This is a genomic window from Streptomyces sp. NPDC047880, from assembly GCF_040706515.1.
Classification (GTDB): domain Bacteria; phylum Actinomycetota; class Actinomycetes; order Streptomycetales; family Streptomycetaceae; genus Streptomyces.
Genome location: NZ_JBEZOK010000003.1, coordinates 146,491 through 161,302 on the forward strand (window position 1 = coordinate 146,491; position 14,812 = coordinate 161,302).

General features: G+C 72.4%; 11 protein-coding genes and 2 pseudogenes. 7 read left to right on the plus strand and 6 right to left on the minus strand.

All coding sequences use genetic code 11. The features are described 5' to 3' along the window. Positions 1-184: 184 nt before the first annotated feature. Both AB0937_RS06595 and AB0937_RS06600 read right to left on the minus strand, forming a co-directional pair. Complete coding sequence (locus tag AB0937_RS06595) at positions 185-1,150, minus strand: glycoside hydrolase family 6 protein (protein ID WP_366709918.1); 966 nt, start codon at positions 1,148-1,150, stop codon at positions 185-187. 100 nt (positions 1,151-1,250) lie between these two features. Next, positions 1,251-3,299 carry a non-reducing end alpha-L-arabinofuranosidase family hydrolase gene (locus AB0937_RS06600; RefSeq protein WP_366709920.1) on the minus strand — a complete coding sequence of 683 codons (2,049 nt, stop codon included), beginning with the start codon at positions 3,297-3,299 and terminating at the stop codon, positions 1,251-1,253. A gap of 496 nt (positions 3,300-3,795) precedes the next feature. Between AB0937_RS06600 and AB0937_RS06605 the strand changes: the two genes are divergently transcribed. Next, a complete protein-coding gene (locus tag AB0937_RS06605; protein ID WP_366709921.1) occupies positions 3,796-5,442 on the plus strand; it encodes a ricin-type beta-trefoil lectin domain protein in 1,647 nt (548 codons plus the stop codon). 28 nt (positions 5,443-5,470) lie between these two features. Beyond that, on the plus strand, positions 5,471-6,748 hold the full coding sequence (locus AB0937_RS06610) for a cellulose binding domain-containing protein (RefSeq protein WP_366709922.1): 1,278 nt from the start codon (positions 5,471-5,473) through the stop codon (positions 6,746-6,748). A 148-nt stretch (positions 6,749-6,896) separates the two neighbouring features. Here AB0937_RS06610 and AB0937_RS06615 read toward each other — a convergent pair. Then, positions 6,897-7,490 (minus strand): annotated as a pseudogene (locus AB0937_RS06615) (EamA family transporter); the annotation flags it as partial. A gap of 2 nt (positions 7,491-7,492) precedes the next feature. Here AB0937_RS06615 and AB0937_RS06620 point away from each other — a divergent pair. From AB0937_RS06620 to AB0937_RS06630, 3 genes and pseudogenes are all read left to right on the plus strand, one after another. Next, positions 7,493-7,828: pseudogene (locus AB0937_RS06620) on the plus strand (LysR family transcriptional regulator); the annotation flags it as partial. A 58-nt stretch (positions 7,829-7,886) separates the two neighbouring features. Next, positions 7,887-8,522 carry a hypothetical protein gene (locus AB0937_RS06625; RefSeq protein ID WP_366709924.1) on the plus strand — a complete coding sequence of 212 codons (636 nt, stop codon included), beginning with the start codon at positions 7,887-7,889 and terminating at the stop codon, positions 8,520-8,522. 353 nt (positions 8,523-8,875) lie between these two features. After that, positions 8,876-9,970, plus strand: a complete 1,095-nt coding sequence (locus AB0937_RS06630; RefSeq protein WP_366709925.1) for a glutamate--cysteine ligase — start codon at positions 8,876-8,878, stop codon at positions 9,968-9,970. A gap of 112 nt (positions 9,971-10,082) precedes the next feature. On the opposite strand, the gene AB0937_RS06635 is transcribed toward AB0937_RS06630, so the two are convergent. Together AB0937_RS06635 and AB0937_RS06640 are read right to left on the minus strand one after the other, a co-directional pair. Further along, positions 10,083-10,601 carry a DUF6174 domain-containing protein gene (locus AB0937_RS06635; RefSeq protein ID WP_366709926.1) on the minus strand — a complete coding sequence of 173 codons (519 nt, stop codon included), beginning with the start codon at positions 10,599-10,601 and terminating at the stop codon, positions 10,083-10,085. Positions 10,602-10,779: 178 nt separating this feature from the next. Continuing rightward, on the minus strand, positions 10,780-12,009 hold the full coding sequence (locus AB0937_RS06640; RefSeq protein WP_366709928.1) for an acyl-CoA dehydrogenase family protein: 1,230 nt from the start codon (positions 12,007-12,009) through the stop codon (positions 10,780-10,782). A 355-nt stretch (positions 12,010-12,364) separates the two neighbouring features. Here AB0937_RS06640 and AB0937_RS06645 point away from each other — a divergent pair, with 355 nt between their 5' ends. Together AB0937_RS06645 and AB0937_RS06650 are read left to right on the plus strand one after the other, a co-directional pair. Next, positions 12,365-13,465: a winged helix DNA-binding domain-containing protein gene (locus AB0937_RS06645; protein ID WP_366709930.1), complete on the plus strand. Its 1,101-nt coding sequence runs from the start codon at positions 12,365-12,367 to the stop codon at positions 13,463-13,465. A 163-nt stretch (positions 13,466-13,628) separates the two neighbouring features. Next, on the plus strand, positions 13,629-14,159 hold the full coding sequence (locus tag AB0937_RS06650; RefSeq protein ID WP_366709931.1) for a hypothetical protein: 531 nt from the start codon (positions 13,629-13,631) through the stop codon (positions 14,157-14,159). Between the two features lie 191 nt (positions 14,160-14,350). Here the strand turns inward: AB0937_RS06650 and AB0937_RS06655 are convergent, their stop codons facing one another. Next, positions 14,351-14,806, minus strand: coding sequence for a hypothetical protein (locus AB0937_RS06655; RefSeq protein ID WP_366709932.1), 456 nt, complete (start codon positions 14,804-14,806; stop codon positions 14,351-14,353). Positions 14,807-14,812: the final 6 nt, after the last annotated feature.

A 14,812-nucleotide genomic window follows, 5' to 3' on the forward strand; every position in this document is an offset into this window, starting at 1 on the left:
GGCCCGCGGCGGGCGGTGGTGCCGTCGCCGAGGCCGTCGGCCGCGTCGAAGACCTCGCAGATCAGGGAGGCCCGGCACACCGGGGCCGGGGCCGTCCGCGTCCTTCACGGGTGCGGTCGGCCCCGGCCCGCGGGGCGTTGCGGTGCGAGAGCGCGGAGTCCGGGAAGCGCCCGAACCGCCGGGATCAGTAGCCGTGGATCATCTTGTAGGCGACCTCGGGGAGGAACTGCCCGGCCGTGGAGCCGCCTCCCACACCGCAGTTGCCGTCGGACTCACCGGGAACCTTGATCCACAGCAGCATTTCGGCGCCTCCGCCCAGCCGGGTGGGCGTGCCGATACGGCGGCCCGCGGGGTTGCACCACTGGCCGTTCGAGCCGTTGCCGTTGCGGCTGGTGTCCACGACGAACGGCTTGGTATAGCCGTAACGGGCGCCGAGTTCCCTGTTGACGGCGTCGCCGTACGCGGTGTTCTCGGCCGTGGTGAGGTAGTTGGAGACGTTGAGCGAGAAACCGTGAGCCTGCCGGACACCGGCTTCGTGGAGACGCCGGGCCATGGTCGCCGCGTCCGCCCAGGCCGGGTTGCCGGCGTCGAGGTAGACCCAGGTGTGGGGTGCCCGGCGGCTGAACTCGGCGAGCGCACCGGTCAGCATGCTCTCGCGTTCGTCGATCTGCGCCTGGCTCATGCAGCCGTAGTCCCCGAGGGAGTCCGGTTCGAGGACGACGACGGCCGGGCGGCCGCCGATCCCGCCCGCGAACTGGGCGATCCAGCTGGCGTAGGCGGACGGCGAGGAGGCTCCGCCCGCGGAGTGTCCGCCGCAGTAGTCACGGTTGTAGATGTTGTAGGCGACGAGGAGGGGCAGCTTGTCCCGGGCGTCCGCGGCGCCCGTGTACGCGCCGGTGGCGGTGCCGATGCCGCCGCTCCAGGAGCCGAACCAGCGGGCCGTCGGCGTATGGGCGATGGAGGCGTTGATCGCCGAGGCCCGGCCGTCGCCGGGGTTGGCGGCGGCCCACCGTTTCGCGCTGGAGTCGGGGTCCACGTAGAACCCGTTGGTCATGGTCGTCGGGTCGGCCGCCTGAGCGGCCGGGGCGGCGGCGAGCGCCAGCGGCAGTGAGGAGAGCGCTGCCACCAGGGCGAGGAGACTGCGGCGCATGACGGTACCTCGGCTTTCTGGCAGGGAGCGTGCGAAGGTCGGCGGCGAGCCGGGGAGGGGGAGCGCTCCCCACGGGCAGCGCTCCCCACGGCACGGCCGGTCAGCAGGACGAGTTCGTCTGGGTGAGCAGGGCGAGGCGCCACGGGAGCAGGTTGTAGTCGCCGCCCGCATTGGGGTTCATGCCCTGGTAGAGGTACTGGAGCCGGCAGGCGGGGATGGTCAGGGTCTGGTCGTAGCCGGCCCGGATCATCTCGCCGTGGCTGATGTCCCGGGTCCAGGCGCCCGAGGGGAAGGAGACGTTCCCGGCCCGTGCGAAGGGGTTGTTCTCGGACGCGGCCAGAGGCGTCCAGGAGCCGGCCAGGCTGCCCGAGGTCCAGGACCGGAAGTAGCGCCGGCCGTCCGATCCGATGGCCTCGACGAGCAGCAGGTACTGGTTACTGCCCTGCACCTTGTACACGTTGCTCGCCTCGAACAACGCGTATTTGGAGTCCTGGGCCGCGATGACGGTGTTGGTGAACCCGTTCGGGAACTGACCGGTGGTCGTCTGCGAGCGGTACAGGTGTCCGTTGTCGTCGGAGGAGAACAGGTAACAGTTGCCGCTGTCGCAGATCACCCACATGTCGACCCAGTGGCCGTTGCCGATGTTCTGCCTGATGATGTCCGGCATCGACGAGTAGAAGTTGCGCGGCGCGCTCCATCCGTTCGGGTTGCTGATGTCCGGGTTGGTGGAGTACGACGCGTTGCCGGTCTGGTACACGAGGTACCACAGGCGTTGCGGCGCGTAGTAGAACACCTGCGGCGCGGCCCGGTACCCGCGGCCGATGGCGGTGCGGTCGAGGTAGTGGTGCGTGGCCGAGCCGGCCTGGGACCAGTCGCTGAAGTTCAGGTAGACCAGGTTGTAGCCGGAGGAACCGGCGGTGCTGGCGAACACGTGGTACTTGCCGTTGTACTGCACGACCGTCGGGTCCTTGATCCCGGCGATGTTGTGGGTCGAGTCGGACTTCGGCGAGATCAGCGGGCCGCTTGAGCTCCACGAGTAACGGTTGGGCAGTGCGGCGGCCTCGGCGGCGCCGCGTGAGCCGGCGGGCGTGCCGCGGGTGACAGGAGTCCTGCCGCGGGACGCTGCGGGCGTGCCGCCCATCGTCGTCAGGGTCGCGTTGTACGCCGGCTTCTTGTTGCCGTTGCGGTCGAACAGCAGCGGGTTCTCGCCGCTGCGCCAGGAGTCGCTGTCGCGGATGCCCCAGACCGTGATGCCGGTGCAGCGCGCGACGTTCATGCAGGCCCGCACCGTGTTCGCGTAGGCCGTCGTCGATGCCTGCGCGATGTCCAGCTCGGTGATCTGGACATCCACCCCGAGGGCGGCGAAGCTCGACAGCGTCGTCTGGAAGCTGCCGGGCGGGCCGCCGGCGCCGAAGTGGGCCTGGAGGCCGACGCAGTCGATGGGCACCCCGCGTGCCTTGAAGTCGCGCACCATGCGGTAGACGCCCTGGGTCTTGGCGTCGCTCCAGTTCTCGATGTTGTAGTCGTTGTAGCAGAGCTTGGCCGCCGGGTCCGCCGATCGCGCCGTGCGGAAGGCCTGTTCGATGAAGCCGGTGCCCAGCACGTCCCGGAAGACCGAGCTGCGCATCTGGCCGCTGCCGCCGTCGGCGAAGGCCTCGTTGACCACGTCCCAGGAGTGGATGCGGCCCTTGTAGCGGTTCATCACGGTGGTGATGTGGTTGTTCATCACGCCGCGCAGCGTGTTCGCGTCCCTGATGGAGCTGACCCAGCCGGGCAGTTGGGAGTGCCAGACCAGTGTGTGTCCGCGCAGGCGCTGACCGCGGGCCTGCGCGCGCTGGGCGATCTGGTCGGCGCGGGCGAAGGTGAACGAGCCGCGGGAGGGCTCGGTCGCGTCCCACTTCATCTCGTTCTCGGGAGTGACCGAGTTGAACTCGCGGTCCAGGATGCCGGTGTACGTGCCATCGCCGAGCCGTCCGGCGGCCACCGCGGTTCCGAAGTACCGCCCGGACTGGGCCGCCTGGGCGCCGAGGGTGGAGGCCCGCACGGCGTCGGGCGCGCCGGTCGCCGTCGCCGGTGTCACCAGGACCGTCGCGGCCAGCAGGCCGAGGACCGCAGCACGGCGACAGCCGAGCCGTTTCAGTGGGTTCATGGTTCTCCTCGTGGAGGGGTGGGGGGTTGCGCAGTGCGATCGGTCGCCTCCGGGGGCGCGGACAGCCCGAACCGCGTACTGCGGACCGAGCCGCCGAGCGCCTGCATGGCGTGGTGAAGAAGAGCGAATGGTGGGCCCATGACCCTGGAGGTGCCTTGCCTCGTACAGGTGGAGCACTGCATCTGTTCGACATGTCGAATATCCATCGGCATGTCGAGCATCCTGGATGATAGGAGGCCCTCCGGTCTCGTCAATCCCTCTCGCATTATTCGATTTCATCACCGAAACATTCGAAGCCTTGCTGGCTAAATCGCCGCAGGTCAGTCGCTTGTCCGATATAGATGCCCGCACTGTTGACATGCTCCGGCCTCCGTCTACCATCCCTGGCACCATGAGTTTCGGAACGGCATACGAAATTTCGGACCAGGCGGGGCTGTCATGTACGTGACAGGCCTGTTGCGGCGCTCATGTGCCCCGTCCGGCCGGGGAGGTCCTGATGCCCAGACGATCAGGCGGACGACTGCTCCGCCTTCTCGCGACCACCGTGCTGACGGTCACCGCGTCCCTGGTGGCATCCGCACCGTCCACCGCAGCGGCTGCGCCGGGCAGCCCGGCGCTCACCCCGCCGCTCGGCTGGAACAGCTGGAACAGCTTCGGGTGCGGGATCACCGAGGCCCAGGTGCGCCAGGCCGCCGACGCGATGGTGTCCTCGGGCATGCGGGACGCCGGATACCGGTACGTGGTGGTCGACGACTGCTGGTTCGACCCGCGACGCGACGCGGCGGGGAACCTGCGGGCCGATCCGGCCAAGTTCCCGAGCGGGATGAAGGCGCTCGGTGACTACATCCACGCCAAGGGCCTGAAGTTCGGGATCTACCAGGTGCCGGGCGAGCGGACCTGTGCGCAGACCACCGGCGCCCATCCCGGCTCGACGGGCAGCAAGGGGCACGAGGCCCAGGACGCCGCCACGTTCGCCTCATGGGGCGTGGACTACCTCAAGTACGACTGGTGCTCCTCCAGCGGCACCCGTGACGAGCAGGTCGCGCGGTTCACGCTGATGCGCGATGCCTTGCGTGCCACCGGGCGGCCGATCGTCTACAGCATCAATCCCAACAGCTTCCACGCCATCACCGGCGCCACGTACGACTGGGGCGAGGTCGCCGACCTGTGGCGGACGACCGAGGACCTGCTCGACATCTGGCAGAACGGCAACACCAACAGCTACCCGATGGGCGTCGGCAACGTCCTGGACGTCACTGCGCCGCTCGCGGCGCAGTCGGGCCCGGGGCACTGGAACGACCCCGACATGCTCGTCGTCGGCCGCCCCGGTCTGTCACTGACCGAGTCCCGCTCCCACTTCGCCCTGTGGGCGCTGATGGGCGCCCCCCTCATGGCCGGCAACGACATCCGCACCATGTCCGCCGACGTGAGCGCGATCCTGCGCAACCCCCGCCTGCTGGCGGTGAACCAGGACCCGCTGGGCGCCGGCGGGCGCAGGGTGCGCGACGACGGCGGCACCGAGGTGTTCGCCAAGGCCCTGTCCGACGGGTCGGTCGCGGTCGGCATGCTCAACCGGGGGAGCAGCACCGCGACCATCACCACCACGGCCGCACAGGTCGGCCTGGCCGGCGGCTCGTTCACCCTCACCGACCTGTGGACCGGCGGCACGTCGAGCACCTCCGGCCAGATCTCGGCGAGCGTCCCCGCGCACGGCGTGGCCGCCTTCCGAGTGAGCGGTGGCAGCCCGCTTGCCGCCACCACCTCGCGACTGCGCGGCAACGCGTCCGGCCGCTGCCTCGACGTGGACAACGCCTCCACCGCGGCCGGAGCCACCGTACTGCTCTGGGACTGCCACACGGCCGCCAACCAGTTGTGGACCACGTGGGCCAGCGGCGAGATCAGGGTCTTCGGCGACAAGTGCCTGGACGCCTACAACCAGGGCACCACCAACGGCACCCGGGTCATCACCTGGGCCTGCAACGGCCAGAACAACCAGAAGTGGACCGTCGACTCCGACGGGACGATCCGCAACGTCCACTCCGGACTGTGCCTGGACGTCAACGGATCCGGCACCGCGGGCGGAACACCACTGGTCCTGTGGACCTGCAACGGGCAGGCCCACCAGAAATGGAGCCGCGCGTGAACCGCGGTTCCGGCAGGGGAGTTTCACGATGACGAGGACCAGATCCCTCTTATGGAGCGCCGTGCTGGCGGCGCTGGTCGTCCTGAGCATGGGAGGCACGGCGCTGGGCCACGGCCGGGGCGGGAGCACCCCGCTCACGGCGTCCGCAGCCGCCGCCCCGAGCTCAGGGTGTGGCAAGGCCCCCACCCTGACGAGCGGAACGCACACGATCCGCAGCGGCGGCAAGAACCGGACCTTCATCCTGCGCGTCCCCGACGGCTACGACCGCAACCGCGCCCACCGGCTGGTCATCGGCTTCCACTGGCTGGGCGGCACCTCCACCGACGTCGCCACCGGCCGCACGGTGGAAACGGGCTCCTGGGCCTACTACGGACTCCAGCGCCTGGCGAACAACAGCACCGTCTTCTTGGCACCCCAGGGCCTCAACAACGGCTGGGCCAACAACGGCGGGGAGGACCTCACGTTCGTCGACGACATGCTCAAGCGCGTCGAGACGGACCTGTGCGTCGAGACGACACAGCGCTTCGCTCTCGGGTTCAGCTACGGCGCCGCCATGTCGTACGCCCTCGCATGCTCCCGCGCGACGGTCTTCCGCGCGGTCGCGGTGCAGAGCGGCGGGCAGCTCAGCGGATGCAGCGGCGGCACCCAGCCGATCGCCTACCTGGGAGTGCACGGCCTCAGGGACAACGTCCTCGGTATCGCCGGCGGACGGGCGATGCGGGACAGGTTCGTCAGGAACAACGGCTGCACTCCCCAGAACCCGCCCGAGCCGGCGCAGGGCAGCCTGACGCACCGGGTCACCACCTACTCGGGCTGCTCGACCGGGCATCCGGTCGCCTGGGCCGCGTTCGACGAAGGGCACATCGCGGCACCGCAGGACGGGGCCCCCGGGGACAGCGGCAGGAGCTGGCTGCCGGGAGAGGTCTGGAAGTTCTTCACGCAGTTCCAGAGCTCCGGCCCGCCGCCGGGGCCGGCGACCTGCCGGGTCACCAGCACCGTCAGCGCCTGGAGCACCGGCCTGACGTCGAACATCACCATCGCCAACACCGGCACGACCGCGATCGAGGGCTGGTCCCTCGTCTTCACCCTGCCCGAGGGCCAGACCATCACCTCCGGGTGGAACGCGGACTACACGCCCGCTTCAGGCCGGGTGACGGCCAAGAACGTCTCCCACAACAGCACCATCGCTCCGGGTGCGTCGGTCGACATCGGCCTGCAGGCGGCCCACACCGGAAACTCCGCTCCGCCGGCGTCCTACGATCTCAACGGCACTGCCTGCGCCGTCCCGGGGAGTACGGCGAAGTGACCCTGCAGAGGGCGGACAAGACGCCGGGCGGCCCGCAAGCGCGCGCCGCCTTGTCCGCCCGCGCCCCCGGGCCTCCGACGAACGGATCCCGGGGGCCGACTCGCCGGGAGGCAGCGACCGCAGGCCTGCGGCGCGCCCTTCCGCCGGGTCAGCCACGGCGCGCGAGGATGCTCAACGCGTTGGCCAGCACCACCGCCGCGATACCGGCCCACTCGGCCCGTCCGAGGTGCTGCCCGAGGCCCAACACGCCCACCACCGCGGCGAGAACGGGGTTGACGCTCATGAACAGCCCGAAGGCCTGGGCCGGTACGGAGCGCAGCGTGAACAGGTCCGCCAGGTACGGCACGGCGGACGACAGGACCCCCGCGGCGACGGCACAGCCGACGGCCTGCGCGGTCGGCGGCTGACGGAGGACGAGGACGGCGCCGACCGGCAGGAACATCAGGGCCGACAGCCCCGCCGCTGCCGCTGAACCCTGAGCACCCGGGAGGCGCTGTCCGACCATGCGGTTGAGCAGGATGTACGACGCCCAGCACGCTGCGGCCAGCAGGCCCAGCCCCATGCCCGCGTAGTCGGCCGACGGCTGAGGCCGCATCAGGACGACCACCCCCGCCGCCGTCACCGCACAGCACGCGTTTACCCGGCGCCGCGCGGCGGCCAGGGCGATGGTGAGCGGGCCGAGGAACTCCAGTGTCACGGCGAGGCCGAGACCGATGCGTTCGACGGCGCTGTACAAGGACAGGACGCCGCTCGGTACGGCTCGCCGACCTGAGTGGCCGCACCCTGCTGATCGACCGCCGTACCGGCACCACCACCCCCGACCTGTGGCCACCCCACTCCCGCCCGGCGACCGAGGAGACGCACGACGTCGACGACTGGCTCACGGTCATCGCCACCGGCCGCTGCGTCGGCATGACCGCGGAATCCACCGCCCACCAGTACCGGCGCCCCGGCGTCGTCTACCGCCCCGTACGCGACGCCGAACCCATCGCCGTTCGCCTCGCGTGGTGGCACGACGAGCCCCACCCGGCCACGCAGCCGGCGATCGAACTCCTCTCCGCTCTGTACCGCAACGATTGAGCGTCCTCCCGCGGAAACCCGGCCTGGAGGGTCCGGCCGCGATGAGAGAGTCGGCCTCATGTCCACCTCAATGCCGGTCCGCCCGCTCCGCCTCGTCGCCGTGACCCTCGCCGTCGTGGCGGCTGTCGGCGCCTGCGGTGACCTCCATGCCCCGGGTTCCCGGAGCGGGGCGGCCCCCTCTCCGCCGGGCGCCTCCTCCCCGCCGGGCGCCTCCCCTCCCTCGGGCAGCTCCTCGCCCAGCGCCCCGGGAGCGTCGCCGTACGTGGAGCCCGGTGCCGGCGACGGTGCCCCGCACTACAACGAGAACAACGCCTACCGCCGCGAGGGCGACATGGCCCCGGCCCATGCGAAGGACGCCGGGCGGGAGGCCGCCCGCATCCGGCCGGTGATCGAGCGGCTGTGGGAGCAGCGGAAGTGGGACCCCGCGGCCGTACGGACGGCACTGCTCCGGCTGGGCTACGAGGAGGAGCGCGTCACGCAGGACGGCAAACGCCTCGGCGGCACGCTCACCGTCACGCAGATGTCGCCACGCTGGAAGGACGACGGCTACGTCACGCCCGAGGGGACGCGGGTCGCCCTGCGCGTGCACGACGACGCCTGCGTGTCGGGGTTCGTGCAGAAGTCGAACTTCGAGGTGCGGGTCAACGGCCTCTACCCGGAGACCGGCTGCTTGGAGCCGCCCTACGGCCACTGAAGCCACCGGTTCGTGCGCTGGTGAAAGCCGGCGTCGGCGTGTGGCCGGCGCCGCGTGATCGGGCGGCACTGAGGCGGGGGCTGGCCGCCGGAGCCGCCGGTACTGCAGGGGGGAAGGCCCCGGCCCTGGCGAGCGTCACGCCGCCCGCCGCGCGGGCCCCCGCACTCCGGCGGCGTGCCGTCGCAGCTTCGGCCGTGCAAGCGTTTTCTACACCTGTGTCACGTTTTGCTCCGGCCGGAGCGCGGCACTCGGGACTCCACGAGCGGGCCCCGGGAAGTGACCTCCGCTGCGTGAGGTGCGCCCGGAGCGGGCCGGAATCCGGCCGGCCGCCGGGCGGAACAAAAGGATGGTCGATGACGACGATCGGCGTGGAAGAGGAGTACCTGCTGCTCGACCCGGTCACGGGCCTGCCGGTACCTCAGGCGGACAAGGTGCGCGCGGCGGCGGGTGTGGGGCATCTCGTGGCCGACCAGGAGGTGCAGTACGAACTGCTCCAGGCCCAGGTCGAGGTGGCCACCCCGGTCTGCGACACCCTGGAGGAGGTCGGAGGCCATCTCCTGCGGCTGCGGCACGCCGTGGGCGTGGCCGCCGAGGAGCACGGCTGCCGGATCGGGGTGTGCGGCACCCCGCCGGTGCGGCACGGCCGCCCCATCGCCGTGACCGACCAGGCCCGCTACCGCGCCATGGTCACCCAGGCCCCCCAGCTGGTGGCGGAGCAACTGGTCAACGGCACGCACGTGCACGTCGGCGTGCCCGATCGGGAAGCGGGCGTGCAGGTCCTGAACCGGATCCGTTCCCGGCTGCCGACACTGACGGCCATGGCCGCGAACTCCCCGCTCTGGGACGGGCACGACACGGGCTTCGCCAGCTGGCGCACCGTGATCTTCAGCCGGTGGCCGGTCAGCGGCATGCCCCCGCACTTCCGCGACGCCGCCGACTACGACCGGCGTGTGGAACGGCTGCTGGAGTCCGGTCTCGTCTCCGACACCGGTCAGCTCTACTGGCAGGCCCGCCTCTCGGCCACGTATCCCACGGTCGAGGTGCGGTGCCTGGATGTCCAGCTGCGCGCCGACGAGGCGGTCATGCTCGCCGCGATCATCCGGGCCCTCGTGGAGACCGCGCTGGCGGAGGCGACCGCCGACGTGGCGCTGCCCGACAGCCCGCCGGAACTGTTGCAGGCCGCCATGTGGCACGCTGCCCGGCACGGGCTCGGCGACACCCTGATCGACCCGGGCGGCGTCCCGCACCGGGCCGGCGACGTGCTCTACGAGTTCCTGCGGCACGTCGCGCCCGCCCTCGACGCGTCCGGCGACTCCCGGCAGGTCACCTCCCTGGTCCACCGGCTGCTGCAGGACGGGACCGGCGCGGACCGGCAGCGCGCCGCCCTGGCCCACGGTGGTCTCCGCGCGGTCACCGAGTTGATCAGCGCCCAGAGCACGATGCCGTGACCCCCCGGACCGTTTCTCGTCGCGGCCCTCGTGGACCGCACGAAGACCGCACCAAGGACTGCCGTCGCCAAGGCGATGGGCAAGGACCGAGCCCCACCAGGACCCGTCGGCGTCAGGTGGCCGGCCGGGCGGCGGGATCCCCGGCGCGCCGGTCGTGCGCCGGATCGTAGGCGGTGATGTCGTAGCGGGCCTCGTCGTCGGCCGCGTTCTCCTCCCAGTCGAGGACGATGCGCACGGGGTGCCCGTCGGCCGCGTACCGCGCCTCGGCCCTGTGCGCGTCGTCCCGACGCGCCTGCTCCAGTTCGGCGAGGAGTTCGCCGAGCGTGGGCACGGTGCCGGGTGCGCTCTCGACCGCCCTGCGCGCGGCGTCGTCCAGGCCCACCGCCTTCACCACGGTGCCCTCGCGGACCGAGATCCGGAAGGTGCCGAGCAGGCTCCGTTCCCCCTCGCTCGACCGGAGCGTGTACGTGTAGGAGGCGGGCTCCTGCCAGCCGCTCCGGTCACGACGGGGTGCGCTCTCCGCCTCCGGGGACGTCGGCGTCACGGTGCCGCAGGAGGCGAGCGCGCCGACCGTCCCTCCGATCAGCACGGCGGCACAGACGGCTCGGGCGGTGCGGGGCACGGCGGTCATGACGGAGGTCCCTTCGACGACGGCTACCGCTATGACGCCGCCCACCGGCGGAACGTTCGGCGGCCACCCGGGCCCACGGCTGCTGCCGACGCACCATCTCGTCGATACGGACGGGCGCGAACGGCCAGGTGCAGTCCGGGTACGGCCAAACCGGGGCCCGTCGTCGGCCGGGGCGTGGTCAGACGGGGAGGATGAACGGAGGGTGCGCACCGGTGAGGAAGTAGTCCCCGACGTCCCGGAGCCGGTCACCGACGGGTTCGTACAGGGTGTGCGTCCGGGCGTTGCGCCAGAACCGGTCGAAGCCGAGCCGCGCGGAGGCGGAACGGGCGCCGATGATGTCCAGGGCCCGGGCGGTGGACTCCTGGGCGGCCCTGGACGCGGCGGCTTCGGCCATGGCCACCAGGACGGAGATCTCCGCGTAGTCCTCGTAGGTGAGGTCCTCGCCGTGGGCCAGCCCGCCCTGCACGGCCTGACGCGCCTCGTCGGCGAGTGCGGACGCCGAGCGGGTGAGCACGGTGAGCTCGCCGTACGCCGTCAGCACCTGTGGGTCCCGCGGGGAGCCGACGGGCCAGTCGGGGTGCCGGCGCGAGTGGCCGGTCCTGCTGTACTCCCGGGCCTCGGCGAGCACACCCTCCGCCATGCCGAGCCGGAGTTGCGCCGACAGCAGCCGGCCGACCGGTGACACCAGCGCCGTCAGCGGCGACAGGACGTCCTCGTCCGCCGCGAGGGACCCCAGCACGTCGTCCGCGGGGACCGGCACCGCGTCGAACTCGGCGCTGCCGCCTGCCGCCAGCCGCTGGCCGAAGGGGTCGGCGTCACCGTCGACGACCACGCCCCGGAGGGCGGGATCGACCACGACGGCGACGGGTTCGCCGGTGCCGGCCCGCACCGCACGTACGGCGAGGCGGTCGGCGACCAGAACACCGGCGGCGTAGCTCTGCCGGCCGTTCAGCACGTATCCCCGTGTGTCCCGGGTGAGGGTCAGCTCCGGTTCCTGGCGGGCCAGGCCGCCGCCCCAGCACCACCCCTCCGCCGCGGATCGCCGCTCCAGCCGGGCACCGAGGGCGGGTCGGGCGAGGAACCGGGCGCTCCAGGAGGTGAAGTAGTGACAGCCGAGCAGCTGGCCGATGGCGCCGTCGGCCGCCGCGATCTCCCGGACCACGGCGTACGCCTGGGACCAGTCCGCGCCGCCGCCGCCGAGTTCGGCGGGGACGAGGAGGGGCAGCAGCCCCGACTCACGCAGCCGCGACACCTCGTCGAAGGGGGGCTTGCCCGCCTGGTCTCGGGCGACCGCGTCCGTGGCCAGGTCCTCCGCCGTCTCGCGGGCCACCCGCAGCCAGTGCCCGCCGCCGGGCCGGGGTAGGCCGAACTCCATGGCGGGGCCGGACGGCGCCGGGGCAACGCCCATGGGAAATCTCCTCAAGTTCGCATGCGGGGCGGGGCGTTGAGCCTCACGGGCGGGAAGGTGCGTGGACCCTGCGCATCATCCTGCGCAGGAGCGCAAGGCCCCGTCAATACTTTCCTAGTAATTCGATAGGGAACGTAGGGAACGTAGGAACGTAGGGAACGTAGGGAACGTTGGGAGCGCTGGGAGCGGCGGTTCGGGGCCGGCCGGAGCCGCGGTGCCGGACCGGCCGGCCGACCGCACTCGCCGTCGCCGATGCGGTCACGAACTGACCGCGTCCCGTGCGACCGTGAGCGCGTAAGCCGCCCGGACGCCTGGACCACGGGTCGGCCCACGACCCGAAGGCCGAGGTGCTCCGATGACCGTTCTCGACGCCCGCGCGCTCAACCGCGCGACCCTGGCACGGCAGTTGCTCCTCGAGCGTGCCGACCTGCCGGTCCTCGACGCCGTCGGCCACCTGTGCGGTCTGCAGGCGCAGGAGCCGCAGGAGCCCTTCGCCGGGCTGTGGTCGCGGCTGCGGGCCTTCGACCCGGCGGAGCTGTCCGACCTGCTGACCGGGCGGCAGGTCGTGCGCACCCACCTGATGCGCCGCACCGTCCATCTCGTCACCGCCGACGACGTCGTGGCCTGGCGCTCCCGCCACGACGGCATGCTCCGCCAACGGGGCCTCGGCGTCTACCGGCGCGAGCTCGCCGGGATCGATCTCGGTGCGCTCGCGGCGGCGGGGCGCGCCGTCATGGCCGACGGCGAAGCCCGCTCCATGCCCGAACTCGCTCGGGCCGTCGCCGAACACCTGCCCGCCGCGGAGCCGCGGCCCCTGGGCGAGATGCTGGTCGCCGCCCTCCTGCCGACGGTCCAGGTGCCGCCGCGCGGCCTGTGGCGCACCACCGGCGGAGCACGCTACGCGCAGATCCCCTCCTGGCTCGGGCGCGAGATCGACCCGCTCTCCCCGGACGTCTGCGACCCCGTGGGCCAAGCGCTGGTACGGCGCTACCTGGCCGCGTTCGGCCCCGCCACCGCAGCCGACCTGCGTGCCTGGTGTGGGCTGGCCGGACTGCCCGCCGCGGTCTCCGCTCTCCGCGAGGAACTGGTCGCCTTCCGCGACGAACGCGGCCGCGAACTGCTCGACCTCCCCGACGCACCCCGCCCCCACCCCGGCACCCCCGCACCGGTGAGGTTCCTGCCCGCGTTCGACAACGCGATCCTCGGCTACCACGACCGCAGCCGGATCATCGACGACGCACACCGCCCGCTGTCCGTCGCCGGCGCCCGGGTCGTCCTGGTCGACGGGAGGGTCGCCGCGACCTGGACCGTCGAGGCGGACACGGTGCTCGTCACCCCGCTGCGCCGCTTCTCCCGGACCGACCGCACGGCCGTCGCCGAGGAAGGACGGGCGATGGCCTCCTTCCTCTCCGGCGACCGGAGCGACCGGGTACGCGTCGCGGCCTCGCCCGGCTGAACCACGCCCCTGCCCTCCGGGACGGCCCGCCCCGCAGTGATCGGCGGGCGCTTCGGGCCGACAGGCGCACACTGGAAGGGTGCTGCCGCTGCTCACGAGGGGGTGTCGGCCCATGGAAGCGTCAGAACGCGTGACCGTGCGGTGGTGGCGGTGGCGACACAACGTGCTCCGACGGCGCGTCGACGTCGTCGAAGCCTGGGTCGTGCTCGCCGGCTGGCTGCTCGCCCTGCTGGGCGGGCTGCTCGCGGGGCTGCTGGCGGCGGGCACGGTCGAGCAGGCCGTCGAACGGCAGCGGGCCGAGAGCCGCCAGGTCCGGGCCGTGGTCGTCGAGGACGCCCCGGGCCCGTCACAGACCCGAACGGCGAGCGACCACCGGGTGTGGGGCAAGGTGCGGTGGACCGCGCCCGACGGTACGGCCCACCGGGAGGAGGCCCGGGTACCGGCGAGAGCACCCGCCGGGAGCACCCTCCCCGTGTGGGTGAACCGCAGCGGTGACCTCACGAGCCCACCCGTGTCCGGCGGCGAGGCCTGGCTGCACACCGCCATGGGCGGTGCGCTCGCGGGGATCTTCTCCGGCAGTGCGGCACTGGGAGCCACCTGGCTGGTCCGTATGGCCCTCGACCGGCGCCGCATGAAGCAGTGGGACGCGGAGTGGGAGCGGATCGACACGCGCAGGGGCTGGAAGACGGGCTGAACGGGGCGGCGCTCCGGCCGTCCCGCCGACGCTCACCGACCGGCGCCCACCGGCTGTCCGCTGCAGGCTTCAGCCGCGGCCGGCCGCGTCCTGGCCGCCGAGCGTCTCGTGCACGGGCGCGGGAACCGGTGCCGTCCGTCCGGCGGCGCCCGCCCAGGCGCGCGTCGGCGGCTCGGCCTGTCGCGCGTGGGCTATCGGGACGGCCGTACGAAGGGGGACGCGGACGGGAGCGGGGTGGCCGTGGACAGGTGCGCATTCGCGCCCTCGACCTGCCGTACCGTGCTCTCGCCCGGACGGGGGTCCGTGCCCGCGCCGGTGGACAACTGGGACCAGGCGCCCAGGGCGAGCGCGACGGCGGCCGCGGTGGCGGCCACCCGCCCAGCGCGCCGGGCCTTGGCGCGGCGGTCCAGGTCCCGCCACGCCACGCGGACCCACAGGTCGTCCGGCTGCCACAGGTCGCCGACGGTGTGCGGGGGCTGGAGTTGTCGTCCCGCCGCCCGCTCCGTGGCGGAGGGCTCCCGGGGAGCTGTGACACGTATGGCGGACTCGCTGTCCGTGAGGAACCTCAGCCACACGTCGTCGGGGACCGGGGGAACGCCGGGCGGCTCATGGGGAGTTCTCCACCCGTCCGGCTCTTCGGTGGTCACGTCCCG

Coding starts and splice junctions, on each gene's coding strand:
- AB0937_RS06595 (WP_366709918.1), bottom strand. CDS start 1,150: ATGCGCCGCAGTCTCCTCGCCCTGGTGGCAGCGCTCTCCTCACTGCCG.
- AB0937_RS06600 (WP_366709920.1), bottom strand. CDS start 3,299: ATGAACCCACTGAAACGGCTCGGCTGTCGCCGTGCTGCGGTCCTCGGC.
- AB0937_RS06605 (WP_366709921.1), top strand. CDS start 3,796: ATGCCCAGACGATCAGGCGGACGACTGCTCCGCCTTCTCGCGACCACC.
- AB0937_RS06610 (WP_366709922.1), top strand. CDS start 5,471: ATGACGAGGACCAGATCCCTCTTATGGAGCGCCGTGCTGGCGGCGCTG.
- AB0937_RS06625 (WP_366709924.1), top strand. CDS start 7,887: ATGTCCACCTCAATGCCGGTCCGCCCGCTCCGCCTCGTCGCCGTGACC.
- AB0937_RS06630 (WP_366709925.1), top strand. CDS start 8,876: ATGACGACGATCGGCGTGGAAGAGGAGTACCTGCTGCTCGACCCGGTC.
- AB0937_RS06635 (WP_366709926.1), bottom strand. CDS start 10,601: ATGACCGCCGTGCCCCGCACCGCCCGAGCCGTCTGTGCCGCCGTGCTG.
- AB0937_RS06640 (WP_366709928.1), bottom strand. CDS start 12,009: ATGGGCGTTGCCCCGGCGCCGTCCGGCCCCGCCATGGAGTTCGGCCTA.
- AB0937_RS06645 (WP_366709930.1), top strand. CDS start 12,365: ATGACCGTTCTCGACGCCCGCGCGCTCAACCGCGCGACCCTGGCACGG.